The organism is Streptosporangium sp. CA-135522, assembly GCF_050949235.1.
In the GTDB taxonomy this organism is placed as follows: domain Bacteria; phylum Actinomycetota; class Actinomycetes; order Streptosporangiales; family Streptosporangiaceae; genus Streptosporangium.
The window spans coordinates 4,984,692-5,010,988 of sequence record NZ_CP192026.1 but is presented as its reverse complement, the minus strand read 5'-3'; the positions used below and the strand labels follow the sequence as shown (position 1 = coordinate 5,010,988).

The following is a 26,297-nucleotide window of genomic DNA, read 5'->3' as shown; positions in this document are numbered from 1 at the left end:
CGCTATGGACAGATGGGCCGGCGCGGCTCGTCCTTCAGGTGCAGATTCCACTCGGCGTCGGTGAGAGTACGGCCCGCCGTCGCGCAGAGCAGCGCCACCGGGTCGACCGCCGTCGCGATCCCCCACAACCGCGCGGCGCCGTCCTCGCCCGCGGTCGCGAGGGTACGGCCGTCGGGGCTGAACGCCACCCCCAGGGACGAGCCGCCGGAGCCGGTCATCGGCCGGCCGATCTGCCGGTACGCCTCGGGGTCCCAGAACCTGATCGTCCCGTCGATCCCGGTGCTGGCGAGCAGCCGTCCGTCCCGGCTGAACGCCACCCGCAACACCGTGCCCGTGTGCCCGGTGAGCGGTTGGCCCAGCGGCCGGCGCGTCCGCACGTCCCACAGCCTGACCGCCCCGTCGGCGCCGACGCTTGCCAGGACCCGCCCGCCGGAACCGAACGCCACGTCGTACACCGGGCCAGAGTGCCCGGTGAGCGGCGCCCCGATCCGCCGGCCGGTGGCGGCGTCCCAGAACCTGATCGTGGTGTCGAGGCCGCCGGTGGCGAGGGTCCTGCCGTCAGGACTGAAGGTCACCGTCCAGATCGTGTCGGTGTGCCCGGTGAGCGGCCGGCCCAGCGGCCGGCGCGTCCGCACGTCCCACAGCCTGACCGCCCCGTCGGCGCCGACGCTTGCCAGGACCCGCCCGCCGGAACCGAACGCCACGTCGTACACCGGGCCAGAGTGCCCGGTGAGCGGCGCCCCGATCCGCCGGCCGGTGGCGGTGTCCCAGAGCAGTACGGTCCGATCCCCTCCGGCGCCGGCGAGCACACGGCCGTCCGGGCTGAACGCCACTCCCAGGACGGCGTCGGTGTGACCCGTGAGCGGCGCGGCGGTCTCCTCACGGGTGACGGGGTCCCACAACCTGACCGTCTTGTCGTCCCCGGCGGTGGCGAGGGTCCTGCCGTCGGGGCTGAACGTCAACGCCCTGATCGGGCCGGTATGACCGGTGAGGGGCCGCCCGAGCTGGCGATGGACGGCGGGATTCCACAACCTGATCATGCCGTCGTTACCCGCGCTGGCCAAGGTCCCGCCGTCGGGGCTGAACGCCATGGCCTTGGCCTGGTCGGTGTGGCCGGTGAGGGCCTTCCCGAGTTGCCGATGGGTGGCCGGATCCCACAGCCTGACCGTGCCGTCGCCTCCCACGCTGGCGAGGGATCGGCCGTCGGGGCTGAATCTCACCTCCCAGATGACGTTGTCGGTGTGCCCGGTGAGGGCCTTCCCGAGTTGCCGATGGGTGACGGGATCCCACAGCCTGACCGTGCCGTCGTCCCCCGCGCTGGCCAGCGTCTTCCCATCGGGACTGAACGCCACCCGCAGCACCGTCTCGGTGTGCCCGGAGAGCGGGCGGCCGAGTCGGCGGCGGGTGACCGCGTCCCACAGCCAGACGACCTTGTCGTTGCCTCCCGTCGCGAGGGTGCGGCCGTCGGAGCCGAACGCCACGTCGTACACCGGACCGGGGTTGCCGAGCGGACGCCCGAGCCCGCGGCGGGTGGCGGGGTCCCACAACCTGACGGAACCGTCGACCCCGGCGCTGGCGAGCGTCCGCCCGTCGGGGCTGAACGCCACCCCGTAGACCGCGCCACTGTGACCGGTGAGGGGCTGCCCGAGCTGCCGATGGGTGACGGGATCCCACAACCTGACCGTGCCGTCCTCCCCCGTCGTGGCAAGAGACCGGCCGTCGGGACTGAACGCCACGTCCTCGGCCGGGCCGTCGTGGCCGATAAGGGGCTGCCCGAGCTGCCGGCGGGTGACGGGATCCCACAACCTGACCGTGCCGTCCTCCCCCGTCGTGGCGAGGGACCGGCCGTCGGGACTGAACGTGGCTCCGTTGAGCTTCCCGCTGTGGCCGGGAAAACCGCCCACCGAGGGGTTGGCGAGCGCGTTCAGCAAACCGGCATGGGCGTCCGGTGTCTGCATGATCCGCCATCCGGCCACGGCGAGCAGCCGGGACAGAACGGGGTCGGTGTCGTCGAGGTTCTCGCTCCGCGCCGCCAGCTGGCGTGACAGGGCGTCCTGGCGCCTGACCTCCGCCAGGTCACGCTGCTGGACCGCGATCAGGCCTGCCACGACGGACAGGACGAGCAGCACCGCCATCGCCAACACCGAGCCGGTGATCACCTGGACCCTCCGGCGCTGCGCCCGGACGTCCTCGCCTTCGAGCTCGTCCTTGGCGAGGCCGTGCATGGGCGCGGCCAGTTCCGCGATCGCGCCGCGGAAGGACGCGTTCCGCAGGGTCAGATGGACGTCCTCGTGGGCCCACCTCATGTCCAGATAGCGGGGTTCGACGCCGAAGGCGCCGTGCAGCGCCGGATGGACGGCGGTGGAGGCCGCGCGGTCGAAGTCTCCGGCCGCCTCGTCCCAGACGCAGCCCCCGTCGGTCACCACGATCATGATCGTCTGTGGTCCCTTGACCTCGATCCACCGGCCGATCTCCTTGCCGACCCACCTGGACCGGGCGGACTCCGGTGAAGCCAGAAGGACGAACCAGGCGGACCTGTCGAGGTTCGAGCGGATGCTGGGCCACAGCTCCGCGGTGACCGCCAGGCCGGTCGTGTCCCGGAAGACCTCCAGCGCCCGTCGGCGATGCCAGGGCCTGGCCAGCTGTTGCAGCCCCCGCTGGACGGCGGGGGCGAACGCCCCCCGGGCGCTCCGCGAATAGGAGATGAAGGCCGCGTACCGCTTACCGGCGACGGCGAGGGGCTCGGCGGCCACGTGCCGCTCACCAGCCACGGCCTCGGCGTTCGCGCCCGCCGAGGCGAGATCGTCCCGTTCGGCCAGAACCGTCACCTCCAGCACGCTCTCCGGTGTCCTCTCGCCCTCTCCCCCGGCACCCCCGTGCCGGGGAAGGGCACACTCGATGGGGTCATCGGTCGCCGGCTCCGACTCGTTTCCAGGGGGCGATCCCGCTCACCGGCCCGCAAGCCCTGACCCGCTCCGAGCAGGTGGCGATCATCGGCGAGGCCCTGGGACGGGAAATCCCGCTAGTGGAGATCACGCCCGAGGAGTTCCGCACCGAGACCGCACAGTTCATTCCCGAGCCCGTGATGATGCTGCTCGACTACTGGTACGACACTCTCACCGTCCCCGACGTCCCACGTCCCGTTGCCGCAGTGACCGGGCGGCCGGGCCGCGCTCTGGCAGAGTGCGCCGCCGACCACCGAGCCGACTTCGAGGCCGCCTGACGGGACCGGGCAGACGCGATGGTCGGCAGGAGCCGCCGAAACCGAATCCGCCCGACCATCGTGAGCCGCCAGAACTGAGCGGACAGGGAGAGGGCACCTGGACCGCGCCGCCGGCCAGGTGCTGCCGGCTGATGAGCTCTGCTGGATCCGCGCCTACCTGCGAATGTGGCCCTCCGCTCTCGAACGTGTCCCCTGCCGCCAGGTAGCTGATCTGTAGGTCGTCTTCGATCTCGAGGGGTATCGGGATTAGACGGTTTCCCGACACCATGCCGACCCGACCTCCGACGGCCCAGGAAACTGAATATCGGGTGATGAAGCACCGCGCCGGGCGGCCTCGCGTTCGGCCTCGGCCGCGGTGGACTTGAGCTCACCGATCTGCTCGGCGGCCTCGACCGGGCCGATCCCGGTGTCCGCCGCGCACGCCGCCGACGACCCGCACGCCTGCTCTGCGTCATCGCAGGCGGCCAGGTGCGCTGAAGATCAGCTTGCGCGATGTGCACCCGCCGGTGTGGCGGCCTCAGAAGGCGGCGACGGTGGCCGGGGCGCGTTCGGCGCGGCTGAGCGCCCGCAGGACGCCGGTCGGGCCGTGGCGGCGTACGGCCAGGCGTGCCAGCAGGCCGATCACCGTGTCGACGGCACCGGGTGGGAGGGTGGGCGTCGCGACGCCCACGCTGACCGCCAGGTCGTCGGAGTGGACGGCGAGTTCCATCATCCGGGTGATCAGCATGTCGTCGAGCGTCAGTGACCACGGTCCCCACAGCGAGATGCGCACCGGCCGGTTCGTCGCCGAGACGAGGGAGCCGTCCAGTTCTTCGAGGGCCAGGTCCACGCACGTCACCAGTGCAGCGGGTCCTTCGGCCGAGACCTCTTGGCCGCCCTGCCGGATGCGGACGTTGATGTCGTCGTCGAGGCTCGCGCCGATCCAGCGCACCCGGCTGTAGTGCTCCAGCAGGGCGACGGTCTCCTCCTGCGGCACCGGGCTGGTCAAAAGCGGCGGAATGGCCAGGATCTGGTAGGCCAGGTGGCCCGCCAGACCGGCCACGCTGAACTCCGGCAGCGCGCTCGGCCGGCTCCAGGCGGCGGCGACCGCCGGATCGCGCAGCAGATCCGCGGCCGAGCGGGCGGTGAACAGGAAATCGGCTTTGGCGTCGGTCATTTCCCTACCCTTTCCAGTGAATTCCAGCTGTGCGGGCCATGCGGTGTCCGCCACCGGCGACGATTATGCACAGTGCGGCCGGGGCACCGTGCGATCGGGCACGCCCGCGACCATCCGGTGCCCGCCGGGCAGTGAGCTCGAAGCCGCCGATGCCCGCGAAGCGGCCCACTGCGATCGCCGCGACCCCGGTATGGTGCCCGCGAGCCGCCGCGACGAGGCGACACGTCCGATCAGGTATCAGGCTTCCATCCAAGAATCGGGGCTGTGAACCGCAAAGTCATCGGATTCGGTGTCAGCCGGGCGGCAAGAACACGGATTCCGGCCATAGGCGGTGTGCTCGATCGAGCTGCCGGCAGGGTTGTTCGCCGATGTGGCGCCCAAGGTGCTGGCGAGCTCGGGCGGCGGTGGAGGCGCCCTCGCACATGCGTACGCACCCGCGCGAGCTCATGGCGCTGCTGCTGGCGGCGCTGGTCCACGAGCGGGAGCGGGAGATCACCGACACCGCCCTCGGCCATCCCGACGATTCGGTTCGCGCGGTCATCTTCCCTGCCGTCACCGGCGGCGAGCAGACGCTGAGGGACCTGGTGCACGAGTTCAAGACCAAGGGCCCCCGCCTACCGGACCACGGTGCAGACCACTCTGCGCGCCTCCTACACCAACCACTACCGCCGCGGTCTGATCGCGCTGCTGGACACCTTGGAGTTCAAGAGCACCAACACCGCCTACCAGCCGGTGATCCGCGCGCTGGAGTTGATCCGCCGCTACGCCAAGGCAGGCAACACCACCTACTACCCGCGCGGTGAGATGGTGCCCGAGCACCGTGGAACGGCCGGCGCGTGGGAGGACCTGGTGTTCAAGAACGACAAGCGCGGGCGCCGGCGTGTGGTGCGGATGGTGTATGAGATCGTCACCTTCCAGGCGCTGCGCGACGCGCTGCGGTGCAAGGAGATCTGGGTGGTCGGCGCCCACTCCTTTCGCGACCCGGAGGAGGACCTGCCCGAGGACTTCGCCGCCCGCCGCGCAGAGAACTACGCCGAGCTGCGCGAACCGCTGGACCCAAAGGACTTCATCGCCGAGTTGGAGACCGAGATGCGCGCCGAGCTGGAGGCGTTGAACACCGCGCTGCCCAAGCTGGACTGGGTGGAGATCAAGGATCGCAAGTCCGGCGCGATCAAACTGTCGAAGATCGAGGCCGCCGAGGAGCCACGGAACCCTGGCTCGACCGCGATGGCGCCGCCGCCTTCACGACGGCCCGCGCCTGACGGCCGCAGGCCGCACAACCACGCGGAACCTGGCGTCGCCCCAGCCCTGCGCGTCGCTGATCGGGTCCAGCCCGAGCGGGTAGTTGCTGTGCCGGACGTATCGGTCGGGGAAGTCGTAGGACTGGGACGACGTCCACGAGCTGCTGGCCAGCACGGCGACCTGCCGGAACGTCGCGGTCCCGTCTCGGCCGCCAGAGGGCTGGGGTTTCGCTGTTGCTGCCGTCCGACGCCCTTCCGGGGCTCAGGCGTGGAGGTTCCGGTAGATGGTTGCGCGGCCGACGCCGAGATCAGCCCGCTACCGCTTATTCCTGTACCGATCCTCCTCGCGGGCCAACCGCCGTCGCCGAACCTTTCAGGCATCGCGGCGTCTGTTCGGCCCCCAGGCAATGACCTGGCGCTTTCGACGGCTCCCTGCCGGTCTCAGCGCTACCGGCCAAAAAATGCGGTCCGATCCTCCTCGCGGGCCGGAAGAGGTCTGAACGCGGATCAGTGCGGGTTCCCGCGGCCGGGGTCTGGCTCGGCTGGCCGAGGTGTGCCGTCCAGGTAGGTGAGTACTGCGCGTACGCGGCGGTGGCCGGAGTCGTCCGGTGCCAGGCCGAGCTTGACGAATATGTTGCCGATGTGCTTGTGGACGGCGTTGTCGGGGCGGTGCTCGGCGACGGCGTCGAGGAACGCCTCGCCGTCGCCGACGACCGCCACGACTTCGCAGCCCTTCGCCGCCAGCAGCAGCTCCAGGCCGCTGGACAGCAGGACGTTGTCCTCGACGATCACGACCCGCACGGGACCTGCTGAACGATCACTACGCACACGGCATCTGGACGGCGAGCGCGGTGGGGCCGCCCGGCGGGCTGTCGAGGCGGACCGCGCCGTCCAGGGCGGCGACCCGCCGGCATATTCCGGCGATCCCGGTGCCGCGCGCCTCGTCGGCGCCGCCCCTTCCGTCGTCGATGACCTCGATGGACAGCACGTCGTCGGCGCGCTCGATCCGGAGGGCCACCCGCGTGGCGGCGGCGTGCTTGGTCACGTTCGTCAGCGCCTCGGCGATCACGTAGTAGGCCACCGCCTCCACGGTCGCCGGGAGCGCGCCCAGATCGGCGAGCTCGATGTGGACCGGCACGCTCGACCGGGCGGCCAGCGCCGTCAGCGCCCCGTCGAGCCCGCGGTCGGCGAGGATCGGCGGGTAGATCGTCTGGAGCACCGCGCGGAGCTCGACCATCGCCTCCTCCGCCGTCTCGTGCGCCTGCGCGAGCAGCGTCGCCACCGTGTCCGGATCGTCGGCGAGCGACTCCCGGGCCATGCCCAGCTGCATGGCGATGGCCACCAGGCGCGCCTGCGTCCCGTCGTGCAGATCGCGTTCGATCCGCTGGAGCTCCGCGCCATGGGCGTCGACCACGCCGACCCGGCTCCTGGTCAGCACGTCGACCCGCTCGGTGAGCCGCTCGGTGAGCCGCTCGCGGGCCGACGGCGCGAGCACCGCCAGGCACACCCGCGCGTGGAGTCGCGCCAGTGTCGGGAGCACCCACCAGGCCGCCGCACCGAGGACGGCGATCTGAACAGAGCCCCCGACCAGTGCGGTCTCCCAATCGCCCACATGGACATCGAGGAACGAGAACAGGGTGGGGCGCGCGTCGGCGGGAAACGCCCACCACAATGGCAACGCCACCGCGGCGACCAGGATGTTGCCCAGGCACATCAGGGCGGCCAGCCCGAGCGGGAACCCGACGGCGACGTGCGCGAGCGCCCAGGCGAGATTCCGCAGCCCGTCCGGTCGCCCGTCGGCCGGAACACCGAGCAGCCTGCCGGCCCGCTGACGGTGCCGGTCCGCCCAGCCCCGCGCCGCCGGCGGCGCGAGCAGCACCGGCAACGCGAGCGCCGTGATCACGGTGGTGGCCAACGTGCCCAGCAGGTAGACCGAGCCGGAGAACGCACGGTCACGCATGCCCACCTCCTCACGACGCCGTACGGAGATCATTATCCGCCATCGGTCCCCGCCGGGCACTACAGCGGGCTGTACCAACGCGCGTGCGGCCAGCTGTATCGTGCCGGACGTCCGGCCGAAATAGCGTTCCCGACCATGAAACCGACATGTGCGCGGACCCGCAGACGCCTGGTCCCGGCCCTCGCCCTGATCGCCCTGTCCGCCGCCGTCGCGCTCCCGGCCAGAGCCGACGGCGGCCCGCCCCCACCGCTCGACTGGAAGCCCTGCGCCCAGGGCTCCGACGACGCCCTCGGCAGGGAGCTCGACCGGGCAGGCGCACGGTGCGCGGAGCTCAGCGTCCCGCTCGACCACTCCAGGACCGGCGGCCGCACGATCAAACTCGCGCTGTCCCGCCTCCCCGCCACCGACCGCGCCCATCGCATCGGCACCATGGTCCTCAACAGCGGCGGCCCCGGCGAGAGCACGCTGGGCATGCCTCTGCAGACGCGCGCGGCCATGAAGGACGTCGCCGCCCGTTACGACCTCGTCGGCCTGGACCCGCGCTTCGTCGGGCGCAGCACGCCGCTCGACTGCGGCTGGCCCATCGGCCTGTGGCTCCGCTCGGCTGGTCCGACCCGCGCCCGGTTCGATCACCAGGTGGCGGTGCAGCACGACCTGGCCGAGCGCTGCGCCCGGCGCCACGCCGACGTGCTCCCGTACGCCAACACGCGCGACACGGCCCGCGACATCGACCTCGTACGCCGCGTCCTCGGGGAGCGCCGGATCTCCTTCCTCGGCTACTCCTACGGCAGCTACCTGGGCGCGGTCTACACCCAGATGTTCCCCGGCCGCACCGACCGCGTGGTCCTGGACAGCGCGGGCGACCCGAACAAGTGGGGCCCCAGGGCGACGCAGGGCACCGAAGATGAGGCGGAACGCGCGCTGCGCGGCTGGGCGGCCTGGGCCGCCGAACGTCACGGCACCTATGGCCTCGGCGCCACCCCGACCCGCGTGCTCGCCACCGTGAACGCAATCGTCGCCGCCGCGCAGGACCGCCCGCTGCGCGTCGGACCGTACGAGGTGGACGACCAGGCGGTCCCGTACATCCTCTCCGTTGGCTCCGGCGACGACCGCCCCGCAGCCCGCGCGGAGTTCACCTCCACCGTTCGGACCCTGAACGAGGCCGCGCACGGCCGCCCGGCCGACCCCGGCTCCGAACTCGACGGATTCCTCACGTTCATCCTGACCAGCGCCGGCTCCCCGCTCGCCAGCCCGGCCGCCGCGATCATCTGCGGCGACCGCGCCGCGCCGCGCGACCCCGACGCCTACTGGAACGACGTCCAGCGCAGCCGTGCGCGCCATCCCCTCTTCGGCCCCCTCAAGAACAACATCTGGCCCTGCGCCTTCTGGCCGAACCACCCGCGCGAGCGCCTCACGCACGTCGCCAACCCCACCCCCGCGCTGATCGTGTCCGCCACCGGCGACACCGCCACCACCTACGAGGGCAGCAAGGCCATGCACCGGGCACTGACCGGCTCCCGCCTGCTCACCCTGCGCGGCACCACCGCCCATGGGATCTACGGCGAATACGGCAACGCCTGCGTGGACGCCAAGGTCAACGCCTACCTGGCCACCGGCACCCTCCCCGCCGCCGACCCGATCTGCCGTCCCTGACCCGCCACCCCGAGGCCGCGATACTCCCATCGCGGCCTCACGCATTAAGGGGTCCCGGTAGTAATCGCCGCAAAAGCAACGGAAATGCTGGTCAGAGCCTCAGCGAAGGGTCCTTTGGAACGAACCTTGGAAGAGCCCCTGACCTGCATATCCGTTGGAAATTTCGCCGATACCGCTGGACCTCAAAACCGCATTACCAGGCGTCGCGACCTGCGGAAATACGGTCGTCATCGTTATCACGATGTCAGGTGCCCGACTCATTCCTGACTGTCCGGACCGAAACCTAGGAGCGGAGCGGGCAACCGTCTCCGCCGGTCACCTGCGGAAACGCTCTACTCTGCTCCTGGTGACGGCGATCCGAGTGCCGGGCCAACACACACGATTCGATGCCCAGGGTGACCATCGCCGCGAAGACTCAAGACGTGCTGTCGCGAATGGCTCAAGACGCGACTACCCGGAAGGCTCCGGGCGCGACTGCTCGGGAGGCTCTGGACGCGGCCAGGTGACCGCGGCGAACAGCACCGAGCACGCCAGGAACCCGGAGCACACTCCCGCGAACCCGGCCCAGAACGAGCTGAGCGTGGTCCCCATGTCGATGCCGATCAGTAGCGCCGTGACCACGCCGGCCACCAGGCCCCCCGCCAGGGCGGAGACGTAGCGGGGCGGCCTGTGCGCCATGGCGCCGGTCAGCGGCACCAGCAGCGGGAACAACGTGGTGGCCCACCCCGACCTGGGCTCGCCGAACAGGGCGAGCTTGACCGCGGAGACCACGGCCGCCACGGCGATCGCCACGAGCGTCCAGATGACGAGCTTGACCGGGTGGTAGCGGAGGTTGTGCTGGGAGGTGGAGCCGATCGAACCGAACACCCAGAACGAGAGAAGGTCGTCGATCACGCCGCCGATGTCCGGCTTGTCGTCGTCGGGTCTGTTCTTCGGGGTCATGCGGTCCTTCCTCCTACGGCGCCGGGCTCGACCGTAACAGCACCTCACCGCACGCCGGCATACGCGGACCACGGCCAAAGGTCGATAGAGCCGATACTTTCGACCAATGGACCGCGGACGGCAGGGACTTCGGCCTGCTCAACGGGTGGTTCGAGCGAGAGACGGGTCCAGCTCACATAAGGTCAAAACCCACTCCCGGCCCTCCTCGATGGCGGTGGCCGGCAGATGCACAACCGCCCCGATCGCGGCGGTACCGGCCGGTCGGGGCGGCGCTCGGCCACCAGCGCCTCCATCAGCTGGGCCCACGCCGTGATGCACTCGGCCCGTACCTTGCGGATCGCCGGGCAGGCGACCGACTCGACCACCAGCGCCTGGGCCGGGCCGGGGTTGGCGGCCGGCAGCCGGCAGTAGGTACGCATCGCGGCGTTCAGCATCCCGCGGGGGTCGTCGCTGGGCTCGGTGGTCTCGGTGGTCCGGCTGACCTCGGTGAACAGGACCTCGGTGATGTCCTCCGAGGAGCAGCTGGAGCAGCTGCGCTCGTTTCCGGAGATCGCCGGTGATGAGTCGATCCGATATTTCACGCCGACGGCGGCCGATGTGGCGTTTGTCGATCCGGGGCGCGGGCGGGGTCCGGTGGACCAGCCGGGCATGCCGGTCCAGCTCTGTACGCTGCCCTGGCTCGGGTTCGTGCCCGACGATGTGGCCGCGGCTCCGCCCGCGGCGGTGGCCCGCCTGGCCGAGCGGCTCGCGGTGGCCTCGGCCGCGCTGCGGCTGTACGGCGAGCGCGAGCAGACCCGATCCGACCAACTGGGCCAGGTCGCCAAGTATCTGGAGTGGAAGACCGCCCCGACCGGCAGCCAGGCGATGAAGGAACTGGAGCAGTTCCTGCTGGACCAGGAAGTTCACGGCCACGGAGACGGAGGCCGGGCTGGCCTTCAGTCTGTGGGCCGGCTCGGCGGCGGTGCGCCTGCCGTCCTTGGACAGCAACAGGCCCGCAGCGGCGTGGCGGCCGTCTTCACCATCGACCCCGGCGGCGGGCAGGACAACGCCACGGCGGACACGGGCCGCGCACCCTGCTGACCTGCTGCTTTGCGGACTTGGCGGCCCTTCGTCCAGAGACGTGCACGTTCTCGGGCGGCCAGGTCACCTGCGGAAACACCGTCCAGCAACCCATGTCCGAGAAGTCTCCCCGGTGGTTAGGGCCTCTGGCGGCCCGTGTCCGCCGTATTCCGGTGGCACCCCTTCCAGAAGTGGCAGCAGGGGCAGGCGTTCCAGCGCGGCCATGCCCAGGCCTCGGCCGCCGCCCAGGGGCACGGCCACGGCGGACCTGCCGCGACCGGGTCGGAGATCTGGTCGTTCGAGGTGGTGCAGAGCGCGGCCCCCAAGGACTGACGCCCGTCAGGCCGGCACCGGTCCCGGCGGTGACGACGAGGGCCTCCCCGGGCGGGAGGCCCTCGCGGTGCCGGCGCCACTCCGGCGAGGCCTCACCTCATCCGGTGCGGGCCCGGCGTCCGGACATCAAGGTCACTGGAAGCGCCACAGCTGGGCGTCGTTGGGCGAGGCGCAGGTGAAGACCTTGGCCAGCGTCCCGAAGGTGTCCAGGCACAGGCTGGGGTCCAGGGCCGACTTCAGCTGGCCGAAGCCCACGCCCGTGGACGTGATCTCCCCCTTGTGCAGCCAGCGCTCACCGGCCAGGCGGCTGGGGTCGCAGGTGTGCTGCACCACCTGCGCGCCGAACGCGGCGACCTCGTTCCTGACCTCGACGCATTTGCCGCTGCCCCGGTTGGACAACTGGTAGACGAAGGTGCCGGAGCCGTCGACCGACAGCAGGGTCGGCAGCCACAGCTGGGCGTCGTTGCCCTTGCAGGTGATGCGCTGGAGCAGGGCGTTCTCGGCGGTGGAGGCGTCCTTGACGTCCAGGCACCTGCCCAGCTCGGCCTCCTGGACCTCGAAGAAGCCACCGAGGGCCAGCGGCCCCGGTCCCGGCGGAGGCGCCACCGGCCCTCCCGTCGGCTGCACCGGCCCCGGCACCGACAGCGGCTCCGGCTGGTCGGAGGCGTTCGCGGCGGTCGGCACGAGGCAAGCGGCCATGGAGATCGCCGCGGCCAACAGCAGCGGCGCCGCCGCCCGCCGCCCGGCCCGCGGCGCGGACGAACGTCGTGCGCGTCCGGAGAAGATCTGGTTCATGTGCGTTTTCTCGCTTCCTGTTGAGGATTTCGGTTGGTGTCGTGATGGTGCTGGGCTGGTCAGCTGCCTTCCTGCACCTGGAAGATGTGGTCGGCGACCAGTCCGTGGGCCTCGCGGTGCACCGCCGCGGCCGCCTCCGCCGACGGCGCCTCGACCAGGCAGAAGATCTTGCCCTGGCTCTCGTCGACCCAGTAGCGCAGATAGCTGACGTCGTGCCGGCCCTGTTGCTGCAGGTCCGCCTTGTGCGCCTGGGCGACGTCGGCCATCGCGACGCCCTGGGCGATGGTGTGGACGTCCATGTAGAGCGGCATGTCGGCCCTCCCGTTTCGTGGTGAGTCCCGCCAACCGTAAGGACGGGGGCCGGGAGGCAGGATCGGGAGCGGTTCCCTATGTTGCGCCGCGCGTTGCCTAGATTCCCGCGTGCTCAGGCTTCCGTGGTGGCCTGGATGTGCGCCTCGGTCAGGCCGAGGCGGACGGCCTCCTTGGCGGCGGCGGCGCGGCTGGGCGCGCCCAGCTTGGCGAGGATCGCCGAGACGTGGTGGCCGGCTGTCTTGACCGAGATGAAGAGCTCGGCGGCGATCTCGGCGTTGGTGTGCTGCGCACAGACCAGGGCGAGCACCTCCCGCTCGCGCCGGGTCAGCCCGGAGGGATGCTCCCGCGTGGCCGCGCGCGGCCCGGCCGGCAGCGACCGGACGCCGAGCCTGCGCAACCCCTGCCTGACGATGCGCGCCGCGGGGAAGGCGCCGAGGTCGGTGAAGATTCGCAGAGCCTCGCGCAGCTCCGGCTCCCCGCTCGCGCCGCACAGGGCCAGCGCGGCGTCATAGCGGCAGCCCAGCTCCGTCCAGGCCCGCGCCGCCCTGGCCGGGTCGCCGTCGAGCTCCAGCCGGTACGGCTCGGGAAATGCTCCTTGCGGCGCGTGCGGGGAGCCGGTGCGCGACAGCCAGACCGCGACCGCGCCGCGGTCCCAGGCGTCGGACGCAGCGGCGACGTCATGGGCCAGCTCCGCCTCGTGCCGCGCCTGGCCCGTCTTGCCCTCCAGCCAGTACGCCTCGGCCCGCGTCAGCCGTACAGGGACGATCTGCTGCGGCTCGCCGGTGCGGTCGGCCAGGTCGGCCGCCTCGTCGAGGTGCTCCCAGACACCCGGTTCGCCGCGGCGGGCCAGGACCGAGCCGATCCTGCGCACCGTGCACATCCGGTTGGACGGGGACCGGCCCACCGTGGCCAGGATGGCGGCGCTGATCGCCAGCGACTCCTCCCAGCGTCCGGTGCGCTCCATGATGGTGGCATACTCGCCGCGCACGCAGGTGCCGTACGTGGGCAGGTCGTGCTCGTCGCAGTAGGCGATGCCCTCGGCCGCGCACAGCTCCGCCTCGGCGAAGCACCGCCGGCCGCTGTGCATGGCGACCAGGTTCGTGAACGCCCGGCCCGCCTGGTCCTGGTGCCGCCCGGCCAAGGCGACCTCCAGCGCGCGCCGCATCTGCCCCTCCCAGGCGCCGCCCCGGATCCAGGCGCACGCGGCCCGAGTGTTGAGGGCGTCGCTGAGCACGTCGGTGGCGCCGAGTGGCTCGGCCAGCTCCTGCGCACGCAGCGCCAGGGGCTCGGCCAGGTCGTGCTCGTAGCGCAACATCCGGTGGTTGGCCAGCGTGGCGTACGCCCAGGCCAGCTCGATGCCGGGCCCGAGCGGTTCCAGGACAGACACCGCGGCCTCGGCGGCGGACACCTCGCCGTGGCACAGGTTCCACTTGATGCGTGACAGCCGTCGCAGCGCGGCGCCCTCCCGCAACCGCTCGCCTGCCTGGCGCCACTGCGCCAGCGCGCGCTCGCACGCCTCGGCCGCGTCCTGCCACTGGTCCAGCAGCGCCGCCTCGTCGGCCAGTTCTTCGCACAGCTCGGCCACGGTCGCGGCGTCCGCCTCGGCCGCGAAGCGCAGGGCTCGCCGGTACTGCGCCGCCGCCTCGCGGTGGGAGGCCAGCCACGCGGCACGGCGGGCGGCGGCGGGCGCATGGCGCAGGACCGCGGCGGCGTCCCCCGCCGCATCGGCGTGGAAGGCCATCCGGGCGTCGTCGTCACAACCCAGCGCGGCCAGCGCCGCCAGGACCAGGCCGTGGATCATGCGGCCCCGGCGCGCGGGCGCCGCCCCCTCCACCGCCAGCCGGGCGATCTCGTGACGGAAGCGCAGCCAATCGCCGTCGCCGGTCACCAGCCCGCACGCCAGCAACTCGTCCACGGCCGGGGCCGGGCACGGGGTCACCGCCTCCAGCAGCCTCCACTCCACCCTGGTCCCGGTCAGCGCCGCGATGTCGAGCACCTGGCGAGCCGGGCCGCTCAGGCGCGCGGCGCGCGCCAGGACCGCGTCCCGCGCCGACCCGGGAACCTCGTGCATGCCGGCCTGGACGACCTCGGTCACGTAGAACGGGTTGCCGCCGGTCAGCCGGTGCAGCGCGCAGGCGTCGGCGTCGCTTCCGCCGGCCAGCTCGCGTACCGCCTGGGGGGACAGGGGCGCCAGGCCGATGCGCCTGGTCGAGCGCTGCGAGGCCAGATCGCCCAGGGTGACGCGCAGCGGATCGGCGGCCGCCAGGCCGTCGTCGCGGTAGGTGGCGAGGAGCAGCAGCGCGCTGCCGCGCAGCCGCCGGCCGAGGAAGCGCAACAGGTCGAGGGTGGCCTCATCGGCCCAGTGGACGTCCTCCACCACGACCACGTCCAGCGTTCCCTGGTCACCGACCTCGCGCAGCAGCCCCCGGAACAGCTCCTCACGCCCGGCGCCCGCGCGGCACAGCTCCAGCAACGGGCCGCCCAGCTGCTCGGCCAGGTCGAACAGCGGCCCCAGCGGGCGCGGAGTGAACAGCCCGTCACAGGCTCCCCACGACCACCGCGCCGCCGGCAGGTCCTGCTGGAACCGCTCGACCAGCGCCGACTTGCCGACCCCCGCCTCGCCCGCGACCAGGACCAGCCGCCCCTCACCACGCTCGGCCTCGGCCGCGTACCCGGCCAGCGACGCCAACGACGACTCCCGCTCCAGCAAGCGCATTCCCGTAGTATCCGTCAGCGCAGCGCGGCTGGTAAGGGATCTCCCGGCCCCCGTCAGGCCGGGGCTGGTCGCCCGGCTCGGGTTCAGACGGCAGCCGCCGCGACCAGCCTGCGTCACTCGAATCAGGGTCCCGGTGGACGAACAGACGCCGCCCGCGGCGTTGTCAGCTCGCCCGGGACGGGCATGTAGCAGCACCGGAAAGAATCCGCGCGAGGCCCCACCGCCGGTGCGATTTTTGGAACCACCGCGCTCGACGCTCAGGAGCTTCCTCGCCGACGTCCAGGAGCCGCCGGGGCATGCCGCCCACCGGACGGCCACCGATAAGTGCCGCAGACCCGGTGCGGATCACCCATGAGAATCGATACTCCCGCAGGAAGGTCGGGCCGGATCAGTCCTCGCCGAACAGGGCGGACATGCCGCCGAGCACCTGCAGCAGGATGTCGACCACATCCGTGAAGGTTGGGCGGGTTGGCGACGCAGTTCTTCTCCGAGGAGCAGATGGAGCGGCTGCGGTCGTATCCGGACATCGGCCGGGAGGAGCTGATCCGGTTCTTCAGACCGCTGACGCGCCCCAGGGCCCTCGTTCCGTCCGGGGGCCACAGACGAGGGGAAGGTCGGAAGGGCGAACGACGCATGGAACAGGCCCTCGATCGCGTCGTCGTCCGGGGTTCAGGAATCTGCAAACAGCCGTTGGCGCTGAGAATGATCTTTCAGCGAAACAGGGCCACAGTGCCGCCTGGCACGCCGACGATGGCGACAAATGTCAATCTGCGCCGTCGTAGATCCCAGGCCCGACCGCGTTGGACGCGGCCTTGGAGGCATCCTTGACCCAAGGTTTCACGCTGGGGGAACTGGCCCGATTCGTGTAGACGGCAATGGTATGGATCACGTAGCGGGCTCTGTACCCCGTCCACCCGTATAGCTGGGCATTGAGCCAGTTTTCCGGGTGGAAGCAGATGCCGGATGATCCCGGACCCTCGAGGGGACACCGGATGCCCCAGTCCTCCACAGAGTAGTTCTTGAGCCTGGAGTACGCGCTCTCGGCCCTGTCCACGTTCTTCAGCGGAACGACCCAGACCGACACCAGGATCCGCCGACCTGCCGGAGCGCCCATGTTGACATAGGTGCCCACGGCCATTTTGTTGCAGCCCGCCTTGCGGAGGGCGGATTTGACGTGGGCGTCTGGCCATGGACTCGGGCACTTCTCCACCGCGCCTCCTCTGAAGGTGAAGTGCACCCCCTTGTCGCTCGTGAAGGACGAGGGGAGCAGTCCCTCCGTGGTGATCGGGGTCGGGTCGGAGTCCTCTCTGTTGAGGTCGTCGATGTCGAACGGCTCCTCGGCCGGCTCCTCGGTCGGTGTCTGAGTAGGGGTATCCGTAGGCGTTGGGTCCGGGGAGGAGGTTTCCGCGGGCTCAGTAGTGGCCTTCGAAGGGCCGGCCAATGACCCGCGTACCGTGTTCTTGACCACGGCTTTCACGCCCACAACGAGCAGCACCAGCGCGACTGCTCCCGCCGCGGCACTGATGCCGATCTTCTTCGACCGCCCCGAATCTCGCGAAGGCTGTGCGTGATGGACAGGAGGAAGCGTCGGGCCCGACTGTGCAGTCTCGCGCAACCGCACGGCCCACTGCGGGGGCAGGGGCCTGTTGAACGAAGGTTGACGAAGCGCGGCCATCGCGAAGTCCGTCAGGCCGGGGCTGATGGCGGCCAGCCGCGAGACGTCGGTGGAGGACGGGTCGCGGGCGAAGACGCGGATGGCCAGCAGCGCGAACTTGTAGGCGTCGCTTTGCGGTGTGCCCTGCTGCTCCCCAGCGGGGACCTGCCAGCCGGGTGGTGTCTCCACCGGCGGCAGTGCTTGCGCTCCGCCCAGCCGCATCGCGTCACAGCCGATGAGGAAACACTCCGGCTGGGGTCCCGTCGTGAACAGCACGTTCTTGGGGGATAGTTCGCCAACGACGATACCCATCGCGTGCAGACGGGCGAGCGTGTCGGCGAGATCGGCCAGTATCAGCAGGCGGTCCCGGTCGGTGACGCTCTCCTGGTCGAACAGGAGGTCCATCGTGGCCAGCTGTCGTACGGTGCCGGACGGGGTCCGCACGTCGAAGAAGAACCGCTGCGGCACGGTCCGCATCAGGAAACCGGTGACGGCACCATTCGTCTCAACGAGCTCGGCCGGCCAGGTCGTCTTCTCGACCAGCCATGCCGCGTCAGACGGGGAAAGGCGGCCGATCAGCTGGGTCATCGCGGTGAGGACGGCGAGGTCGAGGTGACTCAGGACCTCGGGATCGAATTCCTTGTAGGCGACGTCCCACTGCCCGTTGATCTTGCCGTTGAGCTCCTCGTGGACCATTCCCTGGCCGTCGTGCCCGAGGGGCCGTCCGAGAGCGAGCCTCGCGCGGTCCGTCATGGCGTCTCACCCCAGGTCTCGACCATGGAGAGACCCTAACCTCCCCATATACGGGAGATCAAAGAGGTGAAGATCACCTTCTGGTGGCGGGAATCCGGTCGCGATAGGCCGAAGTCGTACGTCAGAGCTCGGCTTCCGGGTCAAGCCCAGCCAACCGTGACGTACACCGCCGACCCGGCCCACCCCCACGGGCGCGGAGAACGACCCTGTGGGATCGAATGCCAGGCCTTCCGCGGCATGCTGGGTTGCGTCCGCGGACGTGGTGTACACGGCTCAGCGATCACGGTGGAGGCGCCTCCAACCGGACGCGCTGACCTCCAAAGGGCCCGGCGAAGCGGCCTGCAAGCTGGATGATGCGCAGCCGGCAATGCTGCGGGCCGAGCTGGAGACCGGCCCGGCCGCTCATGGCTGGCATGATCAGTGCTGGACGCCGAGCCGGGTCGCGGCAGTGATCGAGCGGCGGTTCGGGATGCCCTACACGGCGGGCGGGGTGTGTTACCTGCCGCGGACTGGAAACGGCTTATGCGCGGCTGGTGCCAGCGTAGTTGATGTTGCGTCAAGGGCCGTTTCGTAGGTCTGGGGGCTGCGGTGCCCGAGCCTGGAGTGGCGGCGGACCCGTTAAGACTGATTAGAGCTGTGAGCTAGATCACGGTTGAGGTTGACCTTGGGTCAGGGTGAAAGCTCGGCGCAGCGGCACGACGCCGACCCGGACATAGCAGATTCAAAGGATCAATCCACCATGACGATCACCCTTTCCGACCAGGACAAGAGCACCCTGCGCACTGCCGCGTACGGCGCCGTGTCGCTGATGGCCGCCGCCGGCGCCGCCGCCAAGCCCCACAAGATCGCCACCAATGGCAGCACCGCGCTGGGCTCGGCCACCGGTCTGATCGGGCACGTGCTCGCCGAGTACCCCAAGGGCAAGGAGCTGAGCGGCAAGTCCGTGGCCGAGATCGCCGACCGCGTGCTGCCGGCCCTGACCGCGGCGATGAACTTGCTGAAGAAGCAGGATCCGGCCGAGGCCGGCAATTTTCGCAGCACCGTTCTCATCGCTGTCGAAACCGCCCAGATGCACCAGGGCCAGCCGGGCCCTGCCATGACCGAGATGGCCCGCAAGATCACCGAAGCCCTCGACGCCGCCAGGGTGACTGCCGCGGACAGCGGGGCCGTATCGGAGGCGGCTGCCGGGCAGGATCGCCCGGCGCTGCAGAAGGCGATCGAGGAGATCGTCGATGCCGGTTTCGTCGGAGTGTCGCTGCGCGTGCGCGATGAGCGGGGCGAGTGGGCCGGCAGCGCCGGGGCGGCCGAGCTGGGCGGGACCGCCAAGCCGCCCATCAACGGACACGTCCGGATCGGCAGCAACACCAAGACCTTCGTCGCGACCCTGGTGCTGCAACTGGTGGCCGAGGGCAAGGTCGGGCTGGACAGCCCGGCGGCGGACTATCTGCCCGAGTTCGGGCTGGACCGGCGGATCACGGTGCGGATGCTGCTGCAGCACACCAGCGGGGTGTTCAACTTCAGCGGCGAGGTCTACGACGACGGGGCGGTCGTGCCGGGGATCCCCATCCCCTACGGCACCACGGGCAAGGAGTGGGTGGACAACCGGCTCAAGACCTACCGGCCGCAGGAGCTGGTGGAGCTGGCGTTGTCCAAGCCTGCGCGGTTCGAGCCCGGCACGGGCTGGAGCTACTCCAACACCAACTACGTGCTGGCCCGGCTGCTGATCGAGAAGGTCACCGGCCGCTCGGTCGCCGAGGAGCTGCAGCGGCTGATCCTGGGGCCGCTCGGGCTGTCGGACACCGTGGTGCCGGACGCCTCGCCGGAGATCCCCGCGCCGTACGCCCACGCCTACTACCGGTACGCGGACGCCGGCGACCAGAAGACGATCGACATCACCCGCCAGAACCCCTCCTGGATCTCCAGCGGCGGTGACATGATCTCGACTACCCAGGACCTGGCCATGTTCATCTCCGCGCTGCTGGGCGGCAGGCTTCTGCCGGCCCCGCTGCTGGCCGAGATGTGCACCCCGCACCCGACGGGCATCCCGAACATGGACTACGGCCTGGGAGTGTTCGTGGTCACCACGGACGGCGGCGGCACGGTCATCTCCCACAACGGCGCCGCCGTGGGCCACGCGGCGCTGATGTACAGCACACCCGACGGCAGCAAGACCCTGACCGCCGCACTGAACTGCGTGGACGACGCCGACCTGTCCATCGCAGCAGCATTCCAGAACGCTCAGCAAAAGCTCCTCAACGAGGTGTTCGGTGGTGGGCAGGCCGATCCGGCTCAGCCGAGGGACTGAGCACCTGTGACCCCGTACGCCTCGAGGAGCGACCCTTTCCGGTCGTGCATCAGGTAGAACGCAAACCGGGGCCACGCCGAACTCGTCGAGCTCGGCGTGGCCCGTCCACCTGCTCGGCTGTGGTCTGCTTAGTCGCCGAGCTCGAGCACAAGGCAGGATTTTGCAGATGAACGGAGTCACGATCGGGCAGGCGGCGGCATTCGTCGGCGTCACGGTGAAGACGGTGCGGCACTACCACAAGCTTGGCCTGGTGAAGGAGCCGGAACGCGACAGCTCCGGCTACCGGAGGTACGGATCGGCCGAGCTGTTGCGGCTGGTGCAGGTCCGGACGCTGGCCGCAGCCGGGGTGCCGCTGGCCGAGATCGGGCCCCTGCTCGACGCCGACCCCGCGCTGTTCGCCACCGCGCTCGCCGACGTCGAGCGGCAGCTCACCGAACGGATCGAGGAGTTGATCGCGCGGCGTGACACGTTGCGCCGGCTCACCGATGGTGACCGGGCTCTGCTGCCCGACCGTGCTGTGGCTCTGCTGGAGCGGCTGTCCGGCCTCGGCTTCTCCGCAGAGGAGGTGGCGGCCGCCGGGGAAGGCTGGGTGCTGGCCAGGGCCCTGGTCCCCGAGGGCTTCGACGACTACCTCACTCATGTCGAGCACGCCCTCGACGACACCCGGTTTGTCGCGTTGATCAAGCGCGGCGCCGAAGCCGCGGCCTGGGAACCGGACGACCCGCGCATCGCCGAGCTCGCCACCGCCATCGCCGACCATTTCCTCGCCAATCCCGCACACCTGAAGATCGTGACCGGTCTGCAAGCCCGCACCGAAGCCGCGACCCGATACAAGCTGATCGCCCTCCACGGCGAAGAGCAGGGATCGGCCGCAGCCCGGGGGGTCACGCTCGTCGAGACCAAGCTCCGCGCCGCCGGCATCCATATCCCCAGACCAGGCACCCACTGACCGCGCCGTGCCGCACCGGCCCGGTCCGCCACTCCCCCAGCGGTGACAAGGGATCGGCCACGCCGAGCCGCCCGGCCAGGAAGTCGACGGCCTCGGTCGGCACCCCTTCCAGCGGATCGGCCAGGAACCGGTTCCGCTGCAGGTCCACCCCCGCCTCGGAGAGAAACCGGAAAGCTCGATTTAGATCCTGCCGACCCGCGTCAATGCAGTAAATGCTGTTTTGGGTGAGCCGAATTGCACCCGAGCCTTCGATTGCCGGGGACAACTCCTCACGGGACAGCGTGAGCAGCGAGGAACCAGCCCGCTGGTCAAGGTCGGTCGGCGGGGCGCGAAACGGGACGCGGGATGCGGGGCGCGAACAATGGCGGCGTTTTCCGACAGAGGAGCCGGGAGTCGCACTGTGCATCCATTGTTTCCCCTGCTCGTCGCATGAGGAACTAGCGGACCGGCAGCCAAGGTCTTACTTCGTTGCCGAATTTCGGTCCGACCGAAAAGTTTTTGAAGTCTCAAGTGACTCATAATGGTCATCTCGTACAAGGTGATCTATGATGTGTGACATATTAGTCCCCCAACCGGGTTGAGGAGGGATGTCGTGTCAAGCAGTACAGGACTTGACGAACGTGTAGCCGAAGTGGTGAAAGCAGCCGGGCTGGTCAGGCCGGGAAACCGGTTCTTCGCTGCGGCGAAGGCCGTTGACCAGGTCGCGGCGGCGGAGGTGCTGGCCGTGGCGCGGCAGTGGGAGGTAATGACCAAGGCCTTCATGTTCACGACGATCTCGGGGCTGGGGGTGGCGGCGCGGCACTTCGCGTCACAGAAAGCTCCGGATCGGGAGGTGCTGGCGGCATTCCAAACGGCCTACCGGGTCATCGGCGACGATTTGGACAACCTGGCCGAGGATTTCAGCACGGTGGCGCCACTGGGGGCAGCCGGAATCCACTACCTATGGTGGGCCGACTCGATCGTGAAGCCGCTGACCGAAGTGGTCGGCGAGGAGGCGGCGGGGGATTTTCCGAAAGGTGTCGCCAAGCTGCTGGAGGCGATGGAGGTGATGGCTGACCACCGATTGGGCGCGGCGGTTCAACTGCGGGTCGTGGAGGCTATCGCGCTGGATATCGCGGTCGCGTTCCGGCGCATTTACGGAAAGGTACTGGTCGACGGGCAGAAGCTGTTCGCGGCGCCCGACGCGTTAACGTGGATCGACGCGCATATCAAAGCCGAGACGAGTCATGCCAAGTCGGTCAGCGACGAGGAAACCGGCATGACGGCCATGGTCGAGAGCGAAGCAGACGCCGAAGAGTTCGTGCTGCTCGCCACGGATTACGCGGCCCATTGGGCTGGCGCGCTCGACGACTTCGCCGATCAGGTCTCTGCTGGCTGATCCGGGGAAGGACATGCAAAGCCAGTGAACGACGTCATTGACTCAGTTAACGCATTACGGGGCTTAGTCCAACGTAACAGAGTTCGGGACGAAGTATTCCTCAAGAACCTGTCCAATGAGCTGATCACCTCGCCCGCGCTCCGGCACGTGCAAATCGTCCAGGCTTTCGCTGACGACGCCATGGCCTTCGCCCGGGATCCCCGGCTGCTCCAGACCAAGGCGCACATCAACAACCGGACGGACAATTCCATCTTCTCGCTGTTCGACGCGCCCTATTTCCCAACGCTGTCCCTCGATTTCCTGACTTACCGGCTACTCCCGACCGACGATCATCTGGACGCCAAGTACCCCAGCCCGACGATGCCGGTGACGATCGAACGGATGTCGAAGGGCTTCGAGGCTCGGCCGGTGGTGGCGCTCTTCCCGGAGAACCACATCGACGGCCGCCAGGAGAGCGGCGACCTGATCTTCTACTTCATCGACAAGTTCGTCGAACGGCACCTGCGCCTGACCCGGCTTCTCGTGACCAACGTTATGGCGGAGGGATCGTTCTCACTGCTCGAAGCCGCAGGGCCGGGCGACGTCGAACAGGCCTCGGCGTGGTGGGTGCGGTTGCATGAATACCACCACCGGCAGGGAGACATGCCGATTCCCGGCTTCCTTCCGGTGAAGAAGTTCAAGCCGCTGGCGGGCCTTGAGGAACTGCGGGTGGACGTATCGGCGATGCTCGCCTGCCTCAACGACTCCGCCCTGCCTGAGCGTGGCGCGAGGCTCACCTATGAGTACGTGCTGTCCGAGCGGCTGCTTCGCTATGCGGTGGAGGGAATACCCAGACCCAACTACGACGCGGTCGCCTCTCAACTGCTCTTCAATTACCTGATCGCCGCGGACGGGATCCGGCTGCACAACGGTCTGATCCACCTCCGCCCGGATCTGCCTGCCGTACTGGCCGAGTTTCTCGGCGAGATCCAGGCGATCGAACGGCACATCCACAGCGAGCCCGTGGAACAGGTCAGGGAACGGCTGCTGCGATTCACCAACCGGTACACGGACTACGACGAGGAGACGAGGGACTACCGTCACATCCCCTTCTTCGCCGAGGCCAAGCGGAAGCTAGGCGTGTGAACATGATCAACATTCCGATCTTCCAGATCGACGCGTTCACCGATCGGATCCTCTGGGGGAATCCGGCAGCGGTCTGCCCGCTCGAAGAATGGCTACCCGAGGCCGTCATGCAGGCCATCGCCCTGGAGAACAACCTCCCGGAGACGGCCTTCATCGTCAGGAACGGGGACGCCTACGATCTGCGCTGGTTCACCCCGGCCACCGAGGTCGACCTGTGCGGGCACGCCACGCTGGGCGCGGCATACGTCGTGCTGACACATCTCAAGCCGGACTGGGACGAGGTGACGTTCCACTCGGCCAGCGGGCCGCTCGTGGTCGCCAGACACGGGGACATGTTCGGCCTGACATTCCCCGCCCTCGACTTCTCCCTGGTCGAACCGCCGGAGAATCTGCTGCGGGGACTGGGGCCGCTGACGCCATCAGCGGTCTACAGGTCCATGGACTATGTCGTGGTCTACGACACCGAGGATCAGGTCCGATCGGTGGTGCCGGACCAGGTCGCTCTCTCCGCGCTCGACCTGCGTGGTGTGGTCATCACCGCGCCAGGAGCCGAGGTCGACTTCTGCTCACGCTTCTTCGGGCCGAAGCTGTCGATCCCCGAAGATCCGATCACTGGGTCGGCGCACTGCGCGCTCGTTCCGTACTGGGCGCAGCGGCTGGGGAAGTCCCGGATGCGTGCCCAGCAGTTCTCGCCACGACTGGGCCGGACCCGCACGATCAGCCTCGATTGCGGCCTGGACGGAGACCGGGTCGCCTTGTCCGGCGCGGCCAGGCAGTACATGACCGGAACGATCCACCTGTCCGACGACGACCTCGACCAGAGCCGAGAAGGATGACATGCGCACCAAGCGAATTTTCCACGCGGTCGACTCCCACACCGAAGGCATGCCCACCCGTGTGATCACCGGTGGCGTCGGGGTGATTCCCGGAGCGACGATGGCGGAACGCCGTATCTACTTCCGCGAGAACCTTGACCACATCAGAACCCTGCTCGTGACCGAGCCGCGGGGGCACGCGTCGATGAGCGGGGCCATCCTCCAGCCGCCGACCCGGCCCGACGCGGATTGGGGCGTGCTGTTCATTGAGGTGTCCGGTTATCTGCCGATGTGCGGGCACGGCACGATCGGGGTCGCGACCGTCCTGGTGGAGACGGGCATGGTCACCGTGACCGAGCCCGTCACCACCGTGCGCCTGGAAACTCCGGCAGGTCTGGTCGTCGTCGACGTGGCGGTCTCCGACGGGGTCGCGCGGAGCGTCACCCTCCGGAACGTTCCGGCGTTCTGCGAGCGGCTGGACGCCGAGCTTGAGGTTCCCGGCTTCGGCTCCGTCCGCTACGACCTCGCATACGGCGGCAACTTCTACGCGATCGTGCAGCTCGACGACTACGGGCTGCCGTTCGACAGGAAGGCCAAGAACGAGATCACGGCCGCGGGTCTGGCCACCATGCAGGCGATCAACGCCACGGCCGAGCCGGTTCACCCCGAGGACTCGCGGATCCGAGGCGTCCGGCATGTGTACTTCGCCGCGCCGGGATCCGACGCGTCGTACTCGCGCCACGCCATGTCCATCTACCCCGGCTGGTTCGACCGCTCGCCGTGCGGCACCGGCACCAGCGCGAGGATGGCGCAGTTGCACGCCCGCGGCGAGCTGGAGCTCGGCACCGATTTCGTCAACGAGTCCTTCATCGGGTCGCAGTTCACCGGCCGCCTCGTCGAGGAGACGACCGTCGCCGATCGCAAGGCTGTCGTGCCGACCGTCACCGGACGGGCCTGGATCACGGGCACCGCGCAGTACTTCCTGTCCCCCGATGACCCCTTCCCCGCAGGCTTCGAGCTCTGACCACCCATCCGTAAGGAAGGACACGCCTCTCCATGGCCTCCACGATTCTTGGCCGAATCCCGTTCGACGAGGAGCGCATCGCCAAGGACGTCGCCCGGCTCGCGTCCATACCGATCCCGCAGGAGCCGTACCGGGTCTTCACCACGGGCACCTGGCTGAACATCAACCTGTGGAACGCCTCCGGCGACCACACCGACGGCTTCTGGCACGGCCACGAGCAGCGTCCTGGACGCCCCACCGCGCTCCTCGACGAGGTTCCTTACCTTCGCGAGGTCCTGACCACCTGGTTCAACCCAAATCGGATGACGATGGTGCGCGGGCGCAACGTCGTCGAGTTCTCCATCATCCCGCACCGGGACTTCATCGAGGCCGGCGAGGTGGAGCAGTTCTTCCGGGTGATCATCCTTTTGGAGGACAACGAGCACTCGGTCAACTCCGACGAGGACATGGTCTTCCACATGCGCAAGGGCGAGGTGTGGTTCCTGGACGCGGCCCAGGTCCACGCGGGCATGAACATGTCCTCGCGCAGCCGCTGGTCGCTCTGCCTCGACTTCGCGGCCGGTCCGGGTTTCCAGCCGGCGGATATCTTCGCCCGGCCCGAGCTCTACGACCCCGGCCTCCGGCCCACCCTGGTGGAGCGCAAGCCGGCCGCTGCGGACCTGCCCGAGCGGCTGCGCGCCCTGAGTACCGTCGTGTCCCGGCACAACATCAAGGACATCGCCTTCCTGCTGGGCCGGATCCACTTCACAGAGGAGGTGCCGATCGGGGCCTCGTGGGACTGGCTCATCGACATCACCCGGCAGTCCGGCGACGCGGAACTGATCGACATCGCCGAACGCGCCAAGAAGTTCTTCGTCCTCTCCCGTGAAGTCGGCGAGGACTTCACCTTCCTGCCAGGGTGAAC

At 69.5% G+C, this 26,297-nt stretch carries 22 protein-coding genes; 12 read left to right on the top strand and 10 right to left on the bottom strand.

Annotated elements, in window-relative coordinates; all coding sequences use genetic code 11:
* Positions 1 to 2: 2 nt before the first annotated feature.
* Positions 3 to 2,837: a hypothetical protein gene (locus ACQPYK_RS23490; protein WP_433258432.1), complete on the bottom strand. Its 2,835-nt coding sequence runs from the start codon at positions 2,835 to 2,837 to the stop codon at positions 3 to 5.
* 146 nt (positions 2,838 to 2,983) lie between these two features.
* Here ACQPYK_RS23490 and ACQPYK_RS23485 point away from each other — a divergent pair, with 146 nt between their 5' ends.
* Positions 2,984 to 3,223 carry a hypothetical protein gene (locus tag ACQPYK_RS23485; RefSeq protein ID WP_433258430.1) on the top strand — a complete coding sequence of 80 codons (240 nt, stop codon included), beginning with the start codon at positions 2,984 to 2,986 and terminating at the stop codon, positions 3,221 to 3,223.
* 517 nt (positions 3,224 to 3,740) lie between these two features.
* On the opposite strand, the gene ACQPYK_RS23480 is transcribed toward ACQPYK_RS23485, so the two are convergent.
* Positions 3,741 to 4,379, bottom strand: coding sequence for a maleylpyruvate isomerase N-terminal domain-containing protein (locus ACQPYK_RS23480; protein WP_433258428.1), 639 nt, complete (start codon positions 4,377 to 4,379; stop codon positions 3,741 to 3,743).
* Between the two features lie 627 nt (positions 4,380 to 5,006).
* Between ACQPYK_RS23480 and ACQPYK_RS23475 the strand changes: the two genes are divergently transcribed.
* Positions 5,007 to 6,188 (top strand): hypothetical protein, encoded by a 1,182-nt coding sequence (locus tag ACQPYK_RS23475; RefSeq protein WP_433258426.1) that lies wholly within the window; start codon positions 5,007 to 5,009, stop codon positions 6,186 to 6,188.
* Here ACQPYK_RS23475 and ACQPYK_RS23470 read toward each other — a convergent pair.
* Both ACQPYK_RS23470 and ACQPYK_RS23465 read right to left on the bottom strand, forming a co-directional pair.
* On the bottom strand, positions 6,128 to 6,421 hold the full coding sequence (locus ACQPYK_RS23470) for a hypothetical protein (protein ID WP_433258425.1): 294 nt from the start codon (positions 6,419 to 6,421) through the stop codon (positions 6,128 to 6,130). The genes ACQPYK_RS23475 and ACQPYK_RS23470 overlap by 61 nt on opposite strands.
* Before the next feature lie 19 nt (positions 6,422 to 6,440).
* Entirely contained in the window at positions 6,441 to 7,580 is a 1,140-nt protein-coding gene (locus ACQPYK_RS23465; protein WP_433258424.1) for a histidine kinase, read from the bottom strand.
* Between the two features lie 135 nt (positions 7,581 to 7,715).
* Here ACQPYK_RS23465 and ACQPYK_RS23460 point away from each other — a divergent pair, with 135 nt between their 5' ends.
* Entirely contained in the window at positions 7,716 to 9,233 is a 1,518-nt protein-coding gene (locus tag ACQPYK_RS23460; protein ID WP_433258422.1) for an alpha/beta hydrolase, read from the top strand.
* 450 nt (positions 9,234 to 9,683) lie between these two features.
* Here ACQPYK_RS23460 and ACQPYK_RS23455 read toward each other — a convergent pair whose 3' ends face one another.
* Both ACQPYK_RS23455 and ACQPYK_RS23450 read right to left on the bottom strand, forming a co-directional pair.
* Positions 9,684 to 10,175 (bottom strand): hypothetical protein, encoded by a 492-nt coding sequence (locus ACQPYK_RS23455; protein ID WP_433258419.1) that lies wholly within the window; start codon positions 10,173 to 10,175, stop codon positions 9,684 to 9,686.
* A gap of 182 nt (positions 10,176 to 10,357) precedes the next feature.
* Positions 10,358 to 10,756, bottom strand: a complete 399-nt coding sequence (locus tag ACQPYK_RS23450; protein WP_433259162.1) for a hypothetical protein — start codon at positions 10,754 to 10,756, stop codon at positions 10,358 to 10,360.
* Between ACQPYK_RS23450 and ACQPYK_RS23445 the strand changes: the two genes are divergently transcribed.
* Positions 10,680 to 11,255 carry a DUF4158 domain-containing protein gene (locus ACQPYK_RS23445; protein WP_433258891.1) on the top strand — a complete coding sequence of 192 codons (576 nt, stop codon included), beginning with the start codon at positions 10,680 to 10,682 and terminating at the stop codon, positions 11,253 to 11,255. The genes ACQPYK_RS23450 and ACQPYK_RS23445 overlap by 77 nt on opposite strands.
* 135 nt (positions 11,256 to 11,390) lie before the next feature.
* Positions 11,391 to 11,567, top strand: coding sequence for a hypothetical protein (locus ACQPYK_RS23440; RefSeq protein WP_433258417.1), 177 nt, complete (start codon positions 11,391 to 11,393; stop codon positions 11,565 to 11,567).
* Positions 11,568 to 11,699: 132 nt separating this feature from the next.
* Here ACQPYK_RS23440 and ACQPYK_RS23435 read toward each other — a convergent pair whose 3' ends face one another.
* The 4 genes from ACQPYK_RS23435 to ACQPYK_RS23420 form a co-directional block, all read right to left on the bottom strand.
* Entirely contained in the window at positions 11,700 to 12,362 is a 663-nt protein-coding gene (locus ACQPYK_RS23435) for an RICIN domain-containing protein (RefSeq protein WP_433258416.1), read from the bottom strand.
* A gap of 59 nt (positions 12,363 to 12,421) precedes the next feature.
* Positions 12,422 to 12,673, bottom strand: a complete 252-nt coding sequence (locus tag ACQPYK_RS23430) for a DUF4242 domain-containing protein (protein ID WP_433258414.1) — start codon at positions 12,671 to 12,673, stop codon at positions 12,422 to 12,424.
* Between the two features lie 113 nt (positions 12,674 to 12,786).
* The gene (locus tag ACQPYK_RS23425; protein ID WP_433258412.1) at positions 12,787 to 15,390 is read right to left on the bottom strand and encodes an ATP-binding protein; all 2,604 of its coding nucleotides are present in this window, start codon (positions 15,388 to 15,390) and stop codon (positions 12,787 to 12,789) included.
* Between the two features lie 763 nt (positions 15,391 to 16,153).
* Positions 16,154 to 17,797 carry a hypothetical protein gene (locus ACQPYK_RS23420; protein WP_433258410.1) on the bottom strand — a complete coding sequence of 548 codons (1,644 nt, stop codon included), beginning with the start codon at positions 17,795 to 17,797 and terminating at the stop codon, positions 16,154 to 16,156.
* Positions 17,798 to 18,536: 739 nt separating this feature from the next.
* On the opposite strand from ACQPYK_RS23420, the gene ACQPYK_RS23415 reads away from it, so the two are divergent.
* From ACQPYK_RS23415 to ACQPYK_RS23385, 7 genes are all read left to right on the top strand, one after another.
* Positions 18,537 to 20,102 (top strand): serine hydrolase domain-containing protein, encoded by a 1,566-nt coding sequence (locus ACQPYK_RS23415; RefSeq protein WP_433258408.1) that lies wholly within the window; start codon positions 18,537 to 18,539, stop codon positions 20,100 to 20,102.
* A gap of 166 nt (positions 20,103 to 20,268) precedes the next feature.
* Positions 20,269 to 21,051 carry a MerR family transcriptional regulator gene (locus tag ACQPYK_RS23410; RefSeq protein WP_433258406.1) on the top strand — a complete coding sequence of 261 codons (783 nt, stop codon included), beginning with the start codon at positions 20,269 to 20,271 and terminating at the stop codon, positions 21,049 to 21,051.
* A 592-nt stretch (positions 21,052 to 21,643) separates the two neighbouring features.
* Positions 21,644 to 22,429 carry a DUF6202 family protein gene (locus tag ACQPYK_RS23405; protein ID WP_433258405.1) on the top strand — a complete coding sequence of 262 codons (786 nt, stop codon included), beginning with the start codon at positions 21,644 to 21,646 and terminating at the stop codon, positions 22,427 to 22,429.
* Between the two features lie 24 nt (positions 22,430 to 22,453).
* Positions 22,454 to 23,554: a DUF6421 family protein gene (locus ACQPYK_RS23400; protein WP_433258403.1), complete on the top strand. Its 1,101-nt coding sequence runs from the start codon at positions 22,454 to 22,456 to the stop codon at positions 23,552 to 23,554.
* 2 nt (positions 23,555 to 23,556) lie between these two features.
* Positions 23,557 to 24,390: a PhzF family phenazine biosynthesis protein gene (locus ACQPYK_RS23395; RefSeq protein ID WP_433258401.1), complete on the top strand. Its 834-nt coding sequence runs from the start codon at positions 23,557 to 23,559 to the stop codon at positions 24,388 to 24,390.
* 1 nt (position 24,391) lies between these two features.
* Complete coding sequence (locus tag ACQPYK_RS23390; RefSeq protein ID WP_433258399.1) at positions 24,392 to 25,393, top strand: proline racemase family protein; 1,002 nt, start codon at positions 24,392 to 24,394, stop codon at positions 25,391 to 25,393.
* 32 nt (positions 25,394 to 25,425) lie between these two features.
* Complete coding sequence (locus ACQPYK_RS23385) at positions 25,426 to 26,295, top strand: aspartyl/asparaginyl beta-hydroxylase domain-containing protein (protein WP_433258397.1); 870 nt, start codon at positions 25,426 to 25,428, stop codon at positions 26,293 to 26,295.
* Positions 26,296 to 26,297: the final 2 nt, after the last annotated feature.

Bases quoted from the DNA above. Each gene is read 5' to 3' on its own strand.
- ACQPYK_RS23395 (WP_433258401.1), top strand. From the start codon at position 23,557: ATGATCAACATTCCGATCTTCCAGATCGACGCGTTCACCGATCGGATC.
- ACQPYK_RS23455 (WP_433258419.1), bottom strand. From the start codon at position 10,175: ATGACCCCGAAGAACAGACCCGACGACGACAAGCCGGACATCGGCGGC.
- ACQPYK_RS23435 (WP_433258416.1), bottom strand. From the start codon at position 12,362: ATGAACCAGATCTTCTCCGGACGCGCACGACGTTCGTCCGCGCCGCGG.
- ACQPYK_RS23445 (WP_433258891.1), top strand. From the start codon at position 10,680: ATGTCCTCCGAGGAGCAGCTGGAGCAGCTGCGCTCGTTTCCGGAGATC.
- ACQPYK_RS23425 (WP_433258412.1), bottom strand. From the start codon at position 15,390: ATGCGCTTGCTGGAGCGGGAGTCGTCGTTGGCGTCGCTGGCCGGGTAC.
- ACQPYK_RS23390 (WP_433258399.1), top strand. From the start codon at position 24,392: ATGCGCACCAAGCGAATTTTCCACGCGGTCGACTCCCACACCGAAGGC.
- ACQPYK_RS23420 (WP_433258410.1), bottom strand. From the start codon at position 17,797: ATGACGGACCGCGCGAGGCTCGCTCTCGGACGGCCCCTCGGGCACGAC.
- ACQPYK_RS23465 (WP_433258424.1), bottom strand. From the start codon at position 7,580: ATGCGTGACCGTGCGTTCTCCGGCTCGGTCTACCTGCTGGGCACGTTG.
- ACQPYK_RS23410 (WP_433258406.1), top strand. From the start codon at position 20,269: ATGAACGGAGTCACGATCGGGCAGGCGGCGGCATTCGTCGGCGTCACG.
- ACQPYK_RS23430 (WP_433258414.1), bottom strand. From the start codon at position 12,673: ATGCCGCTCTACATGGACGTCCACACCATCGCCCAGGGCGTCGCGATG.
- ACQPYK_RS23385 (WP_433258397.1), top strand. From the start codon at position 25,426: ATGGCCTCCACGATTCTTGGCCGAATCCCGTTCGACGAGGAGCGCATC.
- ACQPYK_RS23415 (WP_433258408.1), top strand. From the start codon at position 18,537: ATGACGATCACCCTTTCCGACCAGGACAAGAGCACCCTGCGCACTGCC.
- ACQPYK_RS23480 (WP_433258428.1), bottom strand. From the start codon at position 4,379: ATGACCGACGCCAAAGCCGATTTCCTGTTCACCGCCCGCTCGGCCGCG.
- ACQPYK_RS23460 (WP_433258422.1), top strand. From the start codon at position 7,716: ATGAAACCGACATGTGCGCGGACCCGCAGACGCCTGGTCCCGGCCCTC.